Source organism: Acinetobacter sp. X9 (genome assembly GCF_054889255.1).
This window is the reverse complement of record NZ_CM142679.1, coordinates 901718-917636: the sequence shown is the minus strand read 5'-3', so window position 1 is coordinate 917636 and position 15919 is coordinate 901718. Positions and strand designations below refer to the sequence as shown.

The window sequence follows — 15919 nt, the reverse complement described above, 5'->3', positions numbered from 1 at the left end:
ATAAAAAAGCCACAATATTGTGGCTTTTTTATTTGTCAGCGTTTAAGCAATTTCTGCTGGAAAGGTCACTACTTTTTCAATTTTGACCTGATCCATTGCAACCATGAGTAAACGGTCTACACCTAAAGCGATACCTGAGCATTCCGGCATATGAGGCAACGCTGCTAATAGATGTTCATCTAAAGGCATAACATGAAGCCCCTGCTTAGCCCGCTCTGCATTATCTGCTTCAAAGCGTGAACGTAACACATCTGCATCGAGCAATTCATCGTAGGCATTAGCGAGCTCTAAGCCTTCAATATAAACCTCGAAACGCGCCGCGACCTCTTCCCCATCTTCATCTACTTTCACTTTTGCCAAAGAGGCCATTTCTGGTGGAAAGTCAGTTAAAAAAACTGGAGCATCAAAACCTAAACTTGGTTCAACAAAATGAGAAAATAACAAATCCATATAAGCTAGGCGATCATCGCCCAAGTCGAGATTTAACCCCACACGATTTGCCGTATCTTTGAGTTGTTTCAAAGTTGCCTGCAAAGGGTTAATATCTAAACGGTCTTGAAAGGCATGTTTATAACTTAGAATAAACGGACGAACTTCGCCAAAACGATGCTGCAAACAGGTTTGTAATAAGTCTGCTGTTTCATGCATCAACGCTTTTAAGTCCAGACCCGGACGATACCATTCAAGCATGGTAAATTCACTATTGTGTTTACGCCCGTGCTCATCATCTCGAAAAACTTTACAAATTTGATAAATCGGCCCACTACCACTCGCCAATAAACGCTTCATGGCAAACTCTGGTGAAGTCTGTAAATATTGCGTTTTCAATTTGCCATTAATATGACGCAAAGCCTGAACCGAAGCTAAATGTACATCGGTGACACCTGCTTGTGAAACGATTGGTGTTTCGACTTCCATAACATCACGTTCCGCAAAAAACTGACGGATTTGGCTATAGAGCTTGGCACGTGCTTTTAAGGCCTCAATTGAACAAGTAGGTTGATAACTTAAACTCATGCCTGTGGTCCCCCATGTGCTGCCCATTCACGACGCAGCGGATAATTTTTACGTAATAAATCAAATGCTTTTTGCTCTACTTTTCCGTCTTTAATACAGGCACGAATATTGGCATCATCTTGAGCAATATCATAAATTTGAGATAGTTTTTGCTTTAATACAGCTTTTAAATCATGTCCCGAAAAATAGTCTTCGCATGCAGGTAGCTGAGTTTCAAAACACTTATTAATGTCGTATCCAAATTTTTGGCAAAACGCTTCATAAATCATTTGTGTACCGCGAGCTTTTCCTTCAAGGCTATAACCAGCAATATGCGGTGTTGCTAAAGCCAACATGTCTATAAGTTCTTCTGATATGACTGGTTCATGCTCAAATACATCAAGCACCACTTTACGCTGGGTACGTTGAATGTCTTCCATTAAAGCGGCTTCTTTCACGACTGGACCACGTGCACTATTAATTAAAATTGTGTCAGGTTGAAGCGCTGCGAAAGCTTTTTCATCAAACAAATGATATGTAGGATGTTCACCGTTTTTGGTCAGCGGCACATGAATTGAAATTGCGTTGGCTTGTTGCAACAAAGTTTCTAAGCTTACATTTTCAATTGTGTCTAGTTTCACATATGGGTCAAAGCCAATTACATTCCAACCAAGTAACTGAGCCATATAGACCAAACGCTTACCGACGTTGCCAAGGCCAACAATACCTAGGGTAAATTTTTCTTGTTGTTCTAAAAGGTTTGCATCTAAATGAAGTAAAGCAGTAATGACATATTCAGCAACCGCTTGGGCATTACAACCAGCCGCATTTGCCCATGTAATTCCTTGTTTTTCTAACGCCGCAATATCTAAATGATCGGTCCCGATTGTGGCACTGCCCACATATTTTAATGCTGTGTTTTCAATTAAACCTGCGTTAACCGCAGTAACCGAACGGACTAACAATGCTTGAGCATCTTTTACATCTGCATGGGTTAAAGTACGCCCTGCTTTGTGTTGAATATCGCCAAACTCTGAAAAAAAGTAATCGGTAAACGCCAAATTTTCATCTGCGACGATTTTCATTGTCTGCAACCCATAGCTTATAAAAACGTTATTATCCTTTGAGTTGTGGCAAAGTACAATGTTAAGGCTATTAAATTAGTACAGGGTTTCAAGACTCAGTTTAGTTACAACCCACCACCAAAATAAAAGTAAGCCATGACCGCGAGTGTGAGCCAAATTAAAATAATGAGTACGGCAACCAAATAGTTTTTTGGTCGTTTTTCATGTTCATCCAGCCATTCTTCAGCTTGTTGTTCTGCATCGAAAATGACTTGTTGAGGCGTAAAACGAACTGCTAACCAAATGAGCATTGGTAAAATGATGGCATCATCAATAAAGCCCAAAATAGGAATAAAATCTGGAATTAAGTCGATGGGGCTAAAAGCATAAGCCACAGCCACCACAGCAATAATTTTGGGTAACCACGGCATTTGAGGATGCCTTGAGGCAAACCAAAGCATAATAATTTGCTTCTTTAGACCTTTTGCCCATTCTTTTATTGATTGTAACCAAGACATTTGGACAGACTCTGAACCTTTAGAGTTTTATAATAATCCATAAAACCTATCCTTAGCTTAAAAGCCAAAGAAATGTCAGATGAGCTTTATTTTAGGTTCATCATCTTGAACAATATATTTTAAATTTCCGTATATAAAACAAATCTGTCTCCCCTACAAAAACTCGCCAAAGTCAGGCCAGATTGTTTGGCTAACTGAATGGCCATACTGGTCGGTGCTGAAATTGAAGCCAGTAGACTTATATTCAGCTGAGCACATTTTCGTATCAGTTCATAACTTGCCCGACTGGTCATCACCACAAAACCTAAACTGGTGTCGTAGTTTTCTTGCGCTAAATAACCGAGTAATTTGTCTAGGGCATTATGGCGGCCAACATCTTCAAATAAAGCGACGATGTGCCCATCAACCACCCATGCTGCCGCATGTGCGCCACCCGTTAAAGCGGTAATTTCTTGTTGGGCTTTTAAATGGGAAATAGCACTCGGAATTTGCTCAAGCCATATTTTTGATGCATGCGTTGTAATTTTAGGAACGTCTAACTGAAACTGCTCTAAACTCTCAATTCCACACAAACCACACCCTGTACGACCGACCATCATACGGCGATGTTCCTTTAAGGCAGCAAATGCTCTCGATGAAATAGTCATTTCTACCGTAATGCCCAGTTCATTTTGATGTACATCAAGTGCATATAGTTCTTTTAAGCTTGTTAAAATTCCTTCCGAGAGACTAAATCCTTTAGCAAATAAATCAACATCGGTCGGTGTCGCCATCATCACCGCATGCGAAATGCCGTTATACACCAAGGCAATTGGGTACTCTTGCACAATATGATCTAAAACATTTTCAGAGTCGGTTTTGTTAAACCGCTGTACTGGTAATGTTTCAACCCCATAAGAATGTGGTGTCAAAATTATTTCCTTTATTTCAAAATGGCGCTTGTTTAGAGCGCCATTTGTTTGGATGACATTTTTTAATATTGCCTTTGATTAAAGGTTGCTTACTTTCTTATCGGCATCTTCAGGGCCTACTGCGGTTGCCAAGTTAAAATGCTCTGGCGCATTTCCGGGATGCAAAATCACAGGAACGCTTTTTGAAGCAGGAATCTTGGCATATTTATCATGACTACTTAATGCCACCAAAGGATTAGTTTCCGGATAGTAAGCGGCTAAACTGCCTCGCGGAATGTTGTACGGCACAATACGGAAACTATGCACGATACGTTTCACACCGTCCGAGAAAACACTTTCAATATCGACCCATTGGTTTGCTTCGAAACCAGCTTCATCAATATCAGCTTGGTTCATAAATAACACACGGCGCTGACCGAACACCCCACGATAGCGGTCATCTAGACCATATAGAGTAGTGTTGTATTGATCATGAGAACGCGTGGTCATTAAGGTATAAACTTTACTGTCGGTATATGCCGCAGCGTACTGATTTTCCTTATCGGCATACACCTCACTCAGCGGTGTAATCATAAACTGCGCTTTACCACTTTTTGTATTCCAGATGTGCTGATTGGCTGGATGCTCTAGATGAAAACCGCCCGGTTTATAGACGCGTAAATTAAAGTCATGGAACTCATCAAAGACATCGGCAATTGAGTCACGAATACGGTCATAGCTTTCGATATACCATTTCCATTTAATCTGACTATCTGGAAGCACTGCTTCGGCCATTCGGGCGACGATATCTGGTTCAGACAAAATATTGTCAGAAATTGGAGCGTTACGCCCTGCTGACAAATGAATATTACTCATTGAATCTTCGACTGAAATTGCCTGCGGCCCATGAAGCTGCTCATCAATTTCGGTACGCCCTAAACACGGCAAAATAAGTGCGTCTTTACCACACACCAAATGGCTACGGTTTAACTTGGTTGCAACATGAACAGTTAAATTACACTTTCTAAGTGCTTCTTGGGTATACGGCGTATCTGGCGTTGCAACTGCAAAGTTCCCACCTAAACCAATAAAGACTTTGACCTCGCCTTCAGCCATGGCTTTAATGGTTTCAACGACACCATGTCCATTTTTTCTCGGTGATTTAATACCAAACACGCGGTCAATGTTGTCGAGTAATTTAGGGCTAGGCAGTTCATTAATGCCCATGGTTCGGTCGCCTTGCACATTACTATGCCCGCGAACTGGACAAAGCCCTGCACCCGGACGACCAATTTGACCACGAGCCAATAATAAATTGGCTAACATGTGTACGTTAGCTGTGCCGTGACGGTGTTGCGTGATACCCATACCCCAACAGAAAATTGAACGCTCGGATTCTAAAAAGAGTTTGGCGAGTTTTTCTAAATGTTCAGGCGATAGGCCTGAGTGTTTATAAAGATCTGCCCATTCAGTTCTTTCAACCTCAGCAATCATTTCATCAAAACCAACGGTATTCACCGCAATAAATTTTCGGTCAAAAATACTTGGTTTACCTGAGGCAAGTGCTTTTTTATCCCACTCATTTAAGTGTTTTAACATACCCAACATCAGTGCATAGTCCCCCCCAATTTTAGGTTGGAAGTAATAGCGACTAATTGGTGTACTGCCGTTAGTCATCATTTCAAGCGGTGCTTGCGGGTCTTGGAAACGCTCAAGACCTCTTTCTTTAATTGGGTTAATCGCAATAATGTTACCGCCGCGTTTAGATACTTCACGTAAAGTACCTAACATACGTGGATGGTTGGTGCCGGGGTTATGACCAAAACTAAAAATTGCATCGGCTACGTCAAAGTCTTCTAGAGTGACTGTACCCTTTCCTAAACCAATCGAGTCAAGTAAGCCAACACTTGTGGTTTCATGACACATGTTCGAGCAGTCTGGAAAGTTATTTGTACCAAAGCTTCGCACAAACAATTGATATAAAAATGCTGCTTCGTTACTGGCACGGCCAGAGGTATAAAATGCCGCTTGGTCTGGGTTGTCTAGCGCGTGTAAATGTTGAGCAATGAGTTTAAATGCATCGTCCCATGAAATAGGCACATATTTATCGGTTGCAGCATCATAGCGAACTGGGTCTGTTAAGCGGCCTAAGTCTTCGAGGAAAAAGTCACTTTGTTCTGATAACCAACTGACGGTATGCCCTGCGAAATATTCAGGAGTCACTGTTTTACTGGTTGCTTCAAAGGCAACTGCTTTTGCACCATTTTCACAGAAGTTAAAGGCATGAGCATCTTTCTTTTCTGGCCATGCACAGCCAGGACAGTCAAACCCTGTAGGCTGGTTAATGTTGAGTAAGGTAATTGAACCTTTACCTAAAATATCTTGTCGCTTTAAGTTTCGAGCAACACTAAGGAGTGCACCCCACCCGCCAGCAGGATGAGTGTATGGCTCAATTCGCGCAAAACCGTTATTTTCCTGTATGTGCTTTTGTTCTTCTGAATTATCCACTTTGTCATCCTCTTAATTCTTCTTAGGCATTCAACAAATCTAATAGAACCACAATTTAATTATGCTTATATTAAGAATCGCTGCTGTCTAGCTTATGGGTAGAGTCCGCTTGGTATGTTATTCACCATATTTTAAAAAGCTGGCTCAACTGTTCTTATAATATGTGCCATATTTTTTACAATTACAATAATTCAAGCCAACCACGCTATTTATAGAAAAATATATAAAACAATGAGTTAAAAAGATAGAAACTCCGCCTTTTACAGATCAAAACATTATTAGTTTTCATTCTTAACAGAAGAGAAACTTTTTAAAATTGATGCTTACATGTCTTTATGTATGGTTTTTTTGGATTAAGCAGTATAAAACAATTAAAAATCTATCTACATTAGAGCACTTATGAAGGTTGTGATCGCTCCTGACTCATTTAAAGACAGCTTATCTGCTTTAAACGTAGCTCAGGCCATTGCCAAAGGATGGCAAGAAGTTTTTCCTCATGCAGAAACGATTTTATGCCCGATGGCAGATGGTGGGGAAGGAACTATTGAAGCAGTGTTAGAGGTCTGTGAAGGTGAATGGCGTGAAAAAACTGTAGTCGGGCCATTAGGTCAGCCTGTTCAAGCCAAATGGGGATGGTTAGAAAAACAAAAAATCGCCATCATTGAAATGGCTCAAGCGAGCGGCATACAGCTAGTCCCGCCGTCAGAGCGTGATGCTTGCCATAGCACAACGTTTGGAACAGGTCAGCTCATTCTGGATGCTTTAGACGCAGGTGCAAAAGACATTATTTTAACTGTGGGCGGTAGTGCGACCAACGATGGCGGCACAGGATTACTAAGTGCTTTAGGTGCTGTTTTGCTCGATGTCAACCAAAAGATTTTACCTGCAGGTGGCATCGCTCTAGGCAACCTATCAAAAATTGATTTAACACATTTCGACTCACGTATTCAGCACACGCGGTTTTTACTAGCTGCCGATGTGAGCAATCCACTTTGCGGTCCAAACGGCGCATCTCATATTTTTGGCCCACAAAAAGGGGCTTCTCCTGCTCAAGTACGACTACTTGATGCAGCCCTTGCCCATTTTGCCGATGTTTCTCTTAAGCTTTTAGGTTTCGACAAACGAGAGGAAGCAGGTTCTGGTGCTGCTGGCGGTTTGGGCTTTGCAGCCAAAAGTTATTTAAATGCCGACTTTAAAGCTGGAGTTAAGGTTGTGGCTGAACTGAATCAGCTTGAGTATAAAATTTCTAACGCAGATTGGGTGATTACAGGTGAAGGTAAATTTGACTAGCAAACCTTAAGCGGTAAAACCGTTTTTGGGGTAAGCCAAATTGCAAAAGCTCATGGCATCCCTGTCATTGTGATTGCAGGAACTTTAGGCCAAGGCTATCAAGCACTTTATGAGCACGGCGTTACGGCTGCTTTTTCACTAACAAATGGTCCCATCACATTAGAACAAGCCTGCGAACATGCAGCCAAACTTATTTATGAGAGAACAGTGGATATTGCGAGGTTAATTCAGTTTAGCCAAACCAGCTTAAATGATAAAAAAGCCTAATCGGCTAACTTTAAAAGACTCTCTCTACAGCTTTCCAAGATTTCATCGCTAAGGTTTGATTGGTCTGGGCATGCGCGAGACAAGGCAATTGCCCCCACAGATTGAGCAAGAATATTGATGGCTTGCTTTCTCAACTCTTCTGTTTCTAAAGAAACTTGTTTTGCTCGTTCATTCATAATGAACTGAATAAGTTGCTCAATGCCCTCTTCAAATTCGACTTTTACTTCGTCTGGTTGTCTTGCAGCATCACAAGATAACGCTGTTAAGGTACATCCCAAATCTCGATTGTCTCGATGAGTGCGGGACACATAAAGCTGAATAAATTGAATTAAGTTTAAACCTTCTATTCTTTTTAAAACCTGCTCAAGCCCATGTTTAACAGTAATTGAGACAAGGTCTGTTTTCGAGCTGAAATGTTTATAAAACCCACCATGGGTAAAGCCTGCGCTAGACATTAATTCAGCAATGCCGACACCGTCGTAGCCTTTGCTACGAAACAGTTGAGTCGCCTTCTCGACAATTTTTTCTCGGTTTTCTTTTACCTGAGTTTTACTGACTTTCATGTTGGCCTACCCACTTTTACTCACCCTATTCGTCACAATTATACATTGATTATGGTTGACATCAAAACTTGCATATTTTAGATTATAGTCATCATCTAAAAATTAAAGCGTGGAGACATCGCATGTCAGCTCAATCGAAAGTACTTATTACAGGAGCTTCGTCAGGAATTGGTTCTGTCTATGCAGACCGATTTGCTCAACGTGGCCATAACTTAATCTTGGTTGCACGAGACACCAACCGCTTAGATAAAATCTCAAAAGATCTTCAAGAAAAATACGGCGTACAAGTCGAGTTCATTCAAGCCGATCTATCAAACGATCAAGACATCAGTAAAATTGAAGATGTACTCAAAAACGAAGCTGATATTGAAATTCTGGTAAATAACGCTGGGATTGCATTAAACGGAAACTTTTTAACTCAAGATATTAAAGATATTGAAAAACTTCTGACTTTAAATATGACTGCGGTTGTTCGTTTGTCTCATGCAATTTCGCAATCACTTATACATAAAGGTAAAGGTGCCATTATTAATTTAGGCTCTGTGCTTGGATTAGCTCCTGAATTAGGTTCTACCATCTATGGCGCAAGTAAATCTTTCATCCAATTTTTTAGCCAAGGCTTATATTTAGAATTAAAAGATCATGGCGTGCACGTTCAAGCCGTATTGCCTTCTGCTACTAAAACCGAAATTTGGGAACGTTCAGGCATCGACTTAAGCCAAGTTCCACCATTAATGGATGTCAATGATTTGGTTGATGCGGCTCTGATTGGTTTTGATCGTAAAGAAACGATTACAATTCCTGTGCTGAAAGACGAAAATCAATGGAATAATTTTGAAAAATCACGTATCACATTACTACCAAACTTTTCTTCGGCTGATGTAGCCCAACGTTATAAAAACTAACGAGTACCGCTACCCAACTCTTAAGTAGGAAAATCTTATGAATGTTATTGATGCCATCCGTAACCGCCGCGCAGTTAAACGCTTCGACCCTGCTTTTCAACTTTCTGAAGATAACAAAAAGCAGTTATTACAAGAAGTTTTAGCCAATGCGCCAAGCGCTTTTAACTTACAACATTGGCGTCCAGTCATCATTGAAGATACTGAGTTAAGACAAAAAATTCGCACCATTGCTTGGGATCAACCACAAGTTACAGAGTCATCATTACTGATTGTGTTGTGTGCAAAAGTAAATACATGGGAAGTTGATGCTAAGCGTGTATGGGATGGAGCCTCTCCGGAAGTTCAGAATATTATGGCTGGCGCAATTGACCAATATTACCGTGACCGTCCACAAACCCAGCGTGACGAAGTGATGCGTAGTGCGGGTATTTTTGCTCAAACTTTAATGTTACTTGCTCAAGAGCATGGTTTAGACAGTTGTCCTATGGATGGTTTTGACTTTGATGCGATGGCAAAGCTCATTAACTTACCTGAAGATCACGTAGTGTGTTTAATGATTGCAGTTGGTAAGTCAGCATCTCAGCCTTACCCACGTGTAGGCAAACTTCCTTACGACGATGTAATTATTCAAAATACATTCTAAGTTTTTAGTCAGATTTTAGGCTTTCATACTATTTGTTCTTTTTTTATAAATAGATGGAAGCCTTTAATTTGGCATGCATTTTAAAAGCGGACTTTGAATCCTATTTAAACTGCTTCAAAAAACATTCTAATATCATCTCTCTATTCCCTACTTGACCCGTGCTTAAAAGCTGAATAATGGTTCCCTCAATCATATATAAAAATAATTTGGCGTCCTGAAAGGAAACATCTTTTTTTAGTTTTATTAACTGACTATAGATTTCATTAAGCAACCATGTTCTATATCTCATTGCGGTGATATAGGCTTTTGGATAGGACAGTTTGATTTCAAAAATTGCTTTAAATAATAGATAGTAAAGCCCCTCCAAATCGGTGTGTAAGACATAAAGTTTCTTAAGTTTATCCACCACACTTGTTTGAGTGGTGTACTCAACCATTGAAACTACTTTTTCTTTTAAACGTTCTTTTTGCACGATCAAACAGATTTCAATAAATCGCTCTTTAGAGTGAAAGTAATGATAAAAAGTCGCTTTTGGAATTTGAGACTCTTTCACGATTCTGTCGACTCCAACCGTATGAAATCCGTGGTGGTGAAACAGATCGATCGATTTATTTACGACTTGTATGGCACGTGGGGAGATCACTAAATTTGGCATAGTTTTACCATTATAAAAATTATTGTTGTATGTAAACGAGACACTTATTTGGGAGAAAAAAGGCATAGCAAAGCCGTTAAGACTGTGTTTTGCACATCTCAAGTTTTATTGTTGATTAAGTTTTTGGTCGCGACGAATTAAAGCCTGAAAGCGCTAATCGCTATCAAGCTGCTTATAAATTTAAGTCGTGTCGATATAGACTTTGGCAAAGGCTGCCAAGAAATTAAGAATGTGCAAAGCCAACTCCTTTTTATTGGGAGTTCTGCCAGACATGAATAGGAATTATGGTGGCAGAACGAGAAAGGGTTAGCAGACTAGTATTATCTCAAACTAGCACACCCGAAGGTGTCCCTCTCCCGTCCTACCGCAACGGGAAAGGAACGAGTAGTTCACCACACAAGACTATTCCTCAGAAGGAAAAACTCTGATGCGGGAGATAATACACGGTCTGCTAAAACCGGCTGGCAATGTGGCCAGCAGGCAAAGAATAGTGCCCTGTCCTTTTACAGTCAAGCACACAAAATGACATTTTTTTTAATTTAGATCATTAAAAAGTAAGGATAAATAATGAGTGAGTTATTGTTTAAGTGGGGTTTATAAAGGGAAAATAAAACAGCCTTAAGAGGCTGTTTTATTTGAGCTAGAAAGACTTCGTATAAGCTCCATTAGGTTAATTTTAAATAGTTTTCATAACTCGTTGTCTCTAAAACGTGTAATTTACTTATTTCTAGTTTTTTCATAATATCTGGGATCAAAGATCTATTAGCTAAAAAGAGCTGATCAGTCCTATCAAATCCACCTTGTAGCCTTATTCTTCCATTTTGAACATACATATCCATTAATCGATGTTCTCTTAGACTTTGTATAACAGTGGTTTTATATTCATCAAAATCTATTTTTTTATTATCTTTAAAAGAATACTCATCAAAAAGTTGATAGTAAAAGTTTAAGAATTTTTCTTCGCCATTTAAATATTCATCCAAGCTATTATTTTTCAATGAGATGTCGTAGCAAATGATATTCGATTGATCAGCTTCTACTTCTGAAAGCCAATGATCAAAAATAGAAATAGAAATGACCGTGTCCCACATAAATTTACTCAAATTACTAGAATTTTATAATGATACATTAAGAGCTTTTCAGTAAGGTTGAAACCAAGGTTTCTTTGGCGCAGCCCCAGTATATGCGGGACTAACTTTAATTGGCCCCTGACCTTTTCCACATTCTTGAACACCCCACTCACTCGGACGAAAACGTGCATTAGCTCCATCGGGTTCAGGTTTACCAAATTCTTTTGCAATATCATAATGAATGGATGGAATTTCAAACAGTACGATGTCCCCACGAGAACAAGCGATTGTAGGATGCTTTGTATCGTGAACCCATTTACCATAACCATTTTCCTCATTAGGATCAAAGCGCATGACTGGACCCACATGCTGATCCCACGCCAATTCCATTCGAGGAGGTTCCATCGCAGTTACCCACATTCCTGCGACTTGTACAGGATGAGGGAAACGTACAGCCTGTAATCCTCGTAAATTCAAGGGTAATTGTGGCTCACCGTTGTCAAAAGCATCGTAACGACTGATTAAGCTCCCTTTGGGAATCAGCAGTTCTCCATATTGGGCATCTTGAGATAAAACGAAATGGCTGCGACTTTCTTTATAATGTTGCTCAAGTGCGAACTCATACTTTACCGATGCAATCATATAAAATAGATAAACAGCCCACAGATCACATATCAATGCCAACAGCGTAATGAATAATGTCTTTCGAGAAAAAAACCTAACAGGCTTTTCAGCCGTCTTTAGCCAAAAGAGTATTACTTTCACCAACAAGCCTAGTGTTAATACAATTCCAATCAATGGAATAATAAATAACAGAAAAATTGCGAAAAAAGAGAATGGCTGTACTGGTATCATAATTTTTAAATCTTTAACTTCATATATTTCAAAGGTGGGCTGCTAAGAAAATTATATATCCGTATAAAAAAATAGGTGTTGCTATTTAATACTTATATTACAAATACAAAAATTACTATCCTCTTTCTAGCTTTTACAAAAGAGATTCTCATTAGATACAACCTAATTTAACGTGCAGGTAAAAATTTACTTGAGCTTAGAGTAAGCTCCAACCTTAGAATCATTATAGTATTTAGTAACAAAGGTACTATTTAATGAAATTAATTTTCACTTTGGTTGTATTTTCTGTGTTCATTCTTTTATTTCATCACAAAAGAATTGAAACAAAGATTATTATAAATCAACCAATAGATCATGTTTGGCAAACGTTCACATGCACTTCATCGTATCCGAAATGGAATATGTTATTTGGTATTGATAGATTCCCCACCCATGTAGGTCAACAAATTAGTGTAGATTTATACAATAAAAATAGAAAAGTGCAATTTACAATGCAGCCAGTAATAAAAAAACTGGATAAATATCACTTAGAATGGGAAGGAAAACTCTATATAAATGGATTATTTAATGGTCGACATCAATTTATTTTCAATAAAATTGATACCAATACAACTCAATTAATTCAAGCAGAAGATTTTAATGGACTACTTGTACCTATATTAAATTACTTTGTTATTCAACCTACAAAGTTAAATTTTGATAAAATGAATAGATCCTTCAAAAAACATATTGAAGGTCAGAACTTAAATAATAATACCTGTAAAATATCTTAGTTAAAAAGTAAGGGGCACTGAATGAATATTAGTCAAATTTCAAAAAAATACGGACTATCATTAGATACTTTACGTTTTTATGAAAAATGTGGAGTATTAGTTCCCGAACGATTAACAAATGGCTATAGAAGCTATCAAGAAATACATGAACAAAAAATTAAATTAATTATATGTTTGAAAAATACTGGATTTACGCTAGAAGAGATCAAACAACTCATTGAACTTGGAACAAAACCTCCTTCTGAAGAATGTAATATTATCTCCAACCAATTGATTGATAAAAAAATAGAAATGATTAATCAGCAAATTAAGTTGTTAGTATATGGAAAAGATACTCTCCAAGATGTTAAAAAATATATTAAAGATAATTCTTTTGTTAAAAATCAGGGCATTATTCAAGATATGATTGAAAACTTGTATAAGCTTTTAAGAAAGCAAACTTAAAAATACTCTTAAATTTTTTCATTTTATATGTAGACTTATCTCTATCGATAGTCAATCTATCTCGTATAAGATGTATTGTTTATTTGAGTAAGACTATAGCGTTTTGTACTTTTTAAAAACCATGTAAAAAGTAAATAAAACACTTATCCAAAACAAATAATCAATAAAAAAGTTGAGGAAAACAAACTGATCCATGCCAATTAAAATAAATACAGGATCGATGCTTATACTTCCAGCCGGAGAAGTTTCACCATCTATTAAGAACTGAAAAGGGAATCCCCCAGCTATGACTTCGATTTTTTCAAGCTTATCTACGACTATACGGTCAACTAAGATATATTTTTGATAGAGTAAAGATATATAAGTCAAAATAATTGCTAAGCAATTAAAATATAATATTTTTTTCATGAATTATTCTTTAGTTTTTAAGTTAATTAAAAAAAGCCAATAACATACACCAGGAAATAGAGCCATAAGAATAGTCCAAACATTAGTGTACATCTTCCACCAATCTTTAAAAACTTCTCCTGTATGCCACCATCCCCAAAGAATGAAAAAAGGCATTGCAATAATTAGAGAACTCACACAAATAGTTAGCAAATTAAGAACACTATAACGATTTAAAAAGACTGAAAACATAAAGCTAAAAGGCACAGTCAAAATACAATAGATTAGGTAAACAAGACAATGCCCTATAAAAACTACGAAAATCGAATATAGGCTGTATTCATGATTTATTATTACAAACATCAATGCCGTGAAAAAAAGTAATGGTAAAGGTGAAAGTAACAAAGCTTTTATTATTTTTTCTTTTGAGTATTTCATTAACTTAACATACTTATTTATTCAATAAGTATGTTACCACTAGAGAGGGTCTTGGAAATAGCTATAAAAAACATTAGTGTTGTTAAAAACTCAAAAAGCGGTGGAACTACAAAAATTGAAAATGAGAATCCTGATAAAAGTTCACATTCAGGTATAGAATTAACTGCACATACCGAAGCTCCCTATCACACTGTTACTAAAGTCGTTGATAACCATTCACCAGCTCCTTCCTCTTTAATTTTAACAGCAAAATGGAATCCCTTAAACGAACCTACTAGTTTAATCCCTATATCAAGAATATTACGTCAATTAACTCTTGAAGAGACAATGGCTTTAACAACAGAAAGTTTTAAATTTACAAGAAGTAAAACATTTAATGAGGGTCAGGATCTGGAGGAGAAAATGTTTCTATTTTAGAAGTAGATAAATATGATTATATAGCCATGAAATATAATTTATATAGATTCACTCCAAATGAGAATGCCTCTTTAAAAATTAAAAATGCTTTTTATAAGTTTGAGTCTATTATTCGACAAGCTAGTATTGTTGATCCCATTCATTTAAACTCTCATACAGTTTTAATTATTAATAATAGTTTATGCTTACATTGTCGAGATATTATTAAAGATAACCGAAGAACATTAGTTCGTTTATTTGGTTATAGAAAAAATCTTGATTATATTGTAGTACAAAAAAATCCGCTTATTGTTAAAGGCTAATAAATTGAATTTTGAAATCCTACTTATCTTAGGCTTAGTGGCTATGGTAGCTGGATTTATTGATGCTATTGCAGGTGGTGGTGGCTTAATCACTCTACCTGCATTGCTCTTATCAGGCGTCCCTCCTGTATCTGCAATAGCAACCAATAAATTGCAAGCTGCCTCGGCAACTCTTTCGGCAACTATTAGTTTCGCAAGAAAAGGACTAATCGAATGGCGTAAAGCAATGCCTATTGCTTGTATGTCTTTTTTAGGAGGTACACTAGGGGCACTTTCAGTTACGCTCATGCCTAAAAAGGTACTCTTAACTATCGTTCCAATACTTTTGATTTTAGTAGCCTTATATTTTATTTTTTCACCCAAACTAAGTGATGTAGATAAAAAACCACTTATTCCTTACTTCCTATTTGCACTTCTAGTTGCACCATTATTGGGGTTCTATGATGGGTTTTTTGGTCCTGGAGTTGGTTCATTCTTCATCGTTGCATTTGTAATATTATTAGGTTTTAAGCTGGTAAGTGCCTTATCATATACCAAGTTAGCAAATGTAGCTTGCAACCTAGGTTCTTTATCTATTTTCATCATCAAAGGGTATGTCATTTTTCCAATAGCTCTAGTGATGGCTGGTGGAGCTTTTATAGGTGCTTCGATTGGTGCAAAATTTGCGGTAAGGTTTGGATCAAGAGTGATCAAGCCCTTATTAATACTGATAAGCTTATGTATGGCTCTAAAATTATTATGGGACCCTAAAAATCCAATTTTTATATATTTTAGCCATTTCTTTTAATTAATTTATTATTTTATTTACACTTCAATAGTGTGATTTCCAGTGGCTCTTAAATCTATTAAGAGTCTACTAATCTGAAACAAAATATATGTTATATAAAAAGCTAAGCCACGATTACCGTGGCTTAGCTTTTAAACATAATTTTAA

At 37.5% G+C, this 15919-nt stretch carries 18 protein-coding genes and 1 pseudogene; 8 read left to right on the top strand and 11 right to left on the bottom strand.

Features of this window, described 5'->3' with window-relative positions; translation table 11 throughout:
- Positions 1-42: 42 nt before the first annotated feature.
- The 5 genes from epmA to ACYU0V_RS04395 all read right to left on the bottom strand — a co-directional run bounded on the left by epmA (position 43) and on the right by ACYU0V_RS04395 (position 5976).
- Complete coding sequence (epmA, locus tag ACYU0V_RS04415; RefSeq protein WP_461849203.1) at positions 43-1017, bottom strand: EF-P lysine aminoacylase EpmA; 975 nt, start codon at positions 1015-1017, stop codon at positions 43-45.
- Positions 1014-2081, bottom strand: a complete 1068-nt coding sequence (locus tag ACYU0V_RS04410; protein ID WP_461849201.1) for a 4-phosphoerythronate dehydrogenase — start codon at positions 2079-2081, stop codon at positions 1014-1016. Before ACYU0V_RS04410 ends, epmA begins: the two co-directional genes overlap by 4 nt.
- 104 nt (positions 2082-2185) lie before the next feature.
- Positions 2186-2578: a YkvA family protein gene (locus ACYU0V_RS04405; protein WP_002118768.1), complete on the bottom strand. Its 393-nt coding sequence runs from the start codon at positions 2576-2578 to the stop codon at positions 2186-2188.
- Between the two features lie 119 nt (positions 2579-2697).
- Entirely contained in the window at positions 2698-3489 is a 792-nt protein-coding gene (fdhD, locus tag ACYU0V_RS04400; protein WP_270906258.1) for a formate dehydrogenase accessory sulfurtransferase FdhD, read from the bottom strand.
- A 78-nt stretch (positions 3490-3567) separates the two neighbouring features.
- Positions 3568-5976, bottom strand: coding sequence for an FdhF/YdeP family oxidoreductase (locus tag ACYU0V_RS04395; protein ID WP_461849198.1), 2409 nt, complete (start codon positions 5974-5976; stop codon positions 3568-3570).
- A 399-nt stretch (positions 5977-6375) separates the two neighbouring features.
- Here ACYU0V_RS04395 and ACYU0V_RS04390 point away from each other — a divergent pair.
- Positions 6376-7533, top strand: a pseudogene (locus tag ACYU0V_RS04390) (glycerate kinase).
- Here the strand turns inward: ACYU0V_RS04390 and ACYU0V_RS04385 are convergent.
- Positions 7530-8096 (bottom strand): TetR/AcrR family transcriptional regulator, encoded by a 567-nt coding sequence (locus ACYU0V_RS04385; protein WP_130120342.1) that lies wholly within the window; start codon positions 8094-8096, stop codon positions 7530-7532. The pseudogene ACYU0V_RS04390 and the gene ACYU0V_RS04385 sit on opposite strands and share 4 nt — an antisense overlap.
- Before the next feature lie 122 nt (positions 8097-8218).
- Here ACYU0V_RS04385 and ACYU0V_RS04380 point away from each other — a divergent pair, with 122 nt between their 5' ends.
- On the top strand, positions 8219-9001 hold the full coding sequence (locus ACYU0V_RS04380; RefSeq protein WP_461849196.1) for an SDR family NAD(P)-dependent oxidoreductase: 783 nt from the start codon (positions 8219-8221) through the stop codon (positions 8999-9001).
- Between the two features lie 37 nt (positions 9002-9038).
- The gene (locus tag ACYU0V_RS04375; protein WP_461849194.1) at positions 9039-9644 is read left to right on the top strand and encodes a nitroreductase family protein; all 606 of its coding nucleotides are present in this window, start codon (positions 9039-9041) and stop codon (positions 9642-9644) included.
- A gap of 100 nt (positions 9645-9744) precedes the next feature.
- On the opposite strand, the gene ACYU0V_RS04370 is transcribed toward ACYU0V_RS04375, so the two are convergent.
- The 3 genes from ACYU0V_RS04370 to ACYU0V_RS04360 form a co-directional block, all read right to left on the bottom strand.
- Positions 9745-10299 carry a TetR/AcrR family transcriptional regulator gene (locus ACYU0V_RS04370; RefSeq protein WP_461849192.1) on the bottom strand — a complete coding sequence of 185 codons (555 nt, stop codon included), beginning with the start codon at positions 10297-10299 and terminating at the stop codon, positions 9745-9747.
- Positions 10300-10964: 665 nt separating this feature from the next.
- Positions 10965-11390, bottom strand: a complete 426-nt coding sequence (locus tag ACYU0V_RS04365; RefSeq protein ID WP_060464887.1) for a hypothetical protein — start codon at positions 11388-11390, stop codon at positions 10965-10967.
- Between the two features lie 48 nt (positions 11391-11438).
- Positions 11439-12224 (bottom strand): hypothetical protein, encoded by a 786-nt coding sequence (locus ACYU0V_RS04360; protein ID WP_461849190.1) that lies wholly within the window; start codon positions 12222-12224, stop codon positions 11439-11441.
- Positions 12225-12478: 254 nt separating this feature from the next.
- Here ACYU0V_RS04360 and ACYU0V_RS04355 point away from each other — a divergent pair, with 254 nt between their 5' ends.
- The gene (locus ACYU0V_RS04355) at positions 12479-12997 is read left to right on the top strand and encodes an SRPBCC domain-containing protein (RefSeq protein ID WP_461849188.1); all 519 of its coding nucleotides are present in this window, start codon (positions 12479-12481) and stop codon (positions 12995-12997) included.
- 21 nt (positions 12998-13018) lie between these two features.
- Positions 13019-13441 carry a MerR family transcriptional regulator gene (locus ACYU0V_RS04350; RefSeq protein WP_461849186.1) on the top strand — a complete coding sequence of 141 codons (423 nt, stop codon included), beginning with the start codon at positions 13019-13021 and terminating at the stop codon, positions 13439-13441.
- 93 nt (positions 13442-13534) lie between these two features.
- Here the strand turns inward: ACYU0V_RS04350 and ACYU0V_RS04345 are convergent, their stop codons facing one another.
- Together ACYU0V_RS04345 and ACYU0V_RS04340 are read right to left on the bottom strand one after the other, a co-directional pair.
- On the bottom strand, positions 13535-13849 hold the full coding sequence (locus ACYU0V_RS04345; RefSeq protein WP_347746628.1) for a hypothetical protein: 315 nt from the start codon (positions 13847-13849) through the stop codon (positions 13535-13537).
- A gap of 3 nt (positions 13850-13852) precedes the next feature.
- Positions 13853-14266, bottom strand: coding sequence for a hypothetical protein (locus ACYU0V_RS04340; protein WP_347746629.1), 414 nt, complete (start codon positions 14264-14266; stop codon positions 13853-13855).
- A 51-nt stretch (positions 14267-14317) separates the two neighbouring features.
- Here ACYU0V_RS04340 and ACYU0V_RS04335 point away from each other — a divergent pair, with 51 nt between their 5' ends.
- The 3 genes from ACYU0V_RS04335 to ACYU0V_RS04325 are packed head-to-tail and all read left to right on the top strand — an operon-like array spanning position 14318 to position 15772.
- Positions 14318-14683: a hypothetical protein gene (locus ACYU0V_RS04335; RefSeq protein WP_461849183.1), complete on the top strand. Its 366-nt coding sequence runs from the start codon at positions 14318-14320 to the stop codon at positions 14681-14683.
- 26 nt (positions 14684-14709) lie between these two features.
- Positions 14710-14985: a hypothetical protein gene (locus ACYU0V_RS04330; protein ID WP_461849182.1), complete on the top strand. Its 276-nt coding sequence runs from the start codon at positions 14710-14712 to the stop codon at positions 14983-14985.
- Positions 14986-15028: 43 nt separating this feature from the next.
- Positions 15029-15772, top strand: coding sequence for a TSUP family transporter (locus ACYU0V_RS04325; RefSeq protein ID WP_461849903.1), 744 nt, complete (start codon positions 15029-15031; stop codon positions 15770-15772).
- Positions 15773-15919 lie beyond the last annotated feature (147 nt).

Bases quoted from the DNA above. Each gene is read 5' to 3' on its own strand.
- epmA (WP_461849203.1), bottom strand. From the start codon at position 1,017: ATGAGTTTAAGTTATCAACCTACTTGTTCAATTGAGGCCTTAAAAGCA.
- ACYU0V_RS04410 (WP_461849201.1), bottom strand. From the start codon at position 2,081: ATGAAAATCGTCGCAGATGAAAATTTGGCGTTTACCGATTACTTTTTT.
- ACYU0V_RS04405 (WP_002118768.1), bottom strand. From the start codon at position 2,578: ATGTCTTGGTTACAATCAATAAAAGAATGGGCAAAAGGTCTAAAGAAG.
- ACYU0V_RS04385 (WP_130120342.1), bottom strand. From the start codon at position 8,096: ATGAAAGTCAGTAAAACTCAGGTAAAAGAAAACCGAGAAAAAATTGTC.
- ACYU0V_RS04380 (WP_461849196.1), top strand. From the start codon at position 8,219: ATGTCAGCTCAATCGAAAGTACTTATTACAGGAGCTTCGTCAGGAATT.
- ACYU0V_RS04375 (WP_461849194.1), top strand. From the start codon at position 9,039: ATGAATGTTATTGATGCCATCCGTAACCGCCGCGCAGTTAAACGCTTC.
- ACYU0V_RS04370 (WP_461849192.1), bottom strand. From the start codon at position 10,299: ATGCCAAATTTAGTGATCTCCCCACGTGCCATACAAGTCGTAAATAAA.
- ACYU0V_RS04365 (WP_060464887.1), bottom strand. From the start codon at position 11,390: ATGTGGGACACGGTCATTTCTATTTCTATTTTTGATCATTGGCTTTCA.
- ACYU0V_RS04360 (WP_461849190.1), bottom strand. From the start codon at position 12,224: ATGATACCAGTACAGCCATTCTCTTTTTTCGCAATTTTTCTGTTATTT.
- ACYU0V_RS04355 (WP_461849188.1), top strand. From the start codon at position 12,479: ATGAAATTAATTTTCACTTTGGTTGTATTTTCTGTGTTCATTCTTTTA.
- ACYU0V_RS04350 (WP_461849186.1), top strand. From the start codon at position 13,019: ATGAATATTAGTCAAATTTCAAAAAAATACGGACTATCATTAGATACT.
- ACYU0V_RS04345 (WP_347746628.1), bottom strand. From the start codon at position 13,849: ATGAAAAAAATATTATATTTTAATTGCTTAGCAATTATTTTGACTTAT.
- ACYU0V_RS04340 (WP_347746629.1), bottom strand. From the start codon at position 14,266: ATGAAATACTCAAAAGAAAAAATAATAAAAGCTTTGTTACTTTCACCT.
- ACYU0V_RS04330 (WP_461849182.1), top strand. From the start codon at position 14,710: ATGAAATATAATTTATATAGATTCACTCCAAATGAGAATGCCTCTTTA.
- ACYU0V_RS04325 (WP_461849903.1), top strand. From the start codon at position 15,029: ATGGTAGCTGGATTTATTGATGCTATTGCAGGTGGTGGTGGCTTAATC.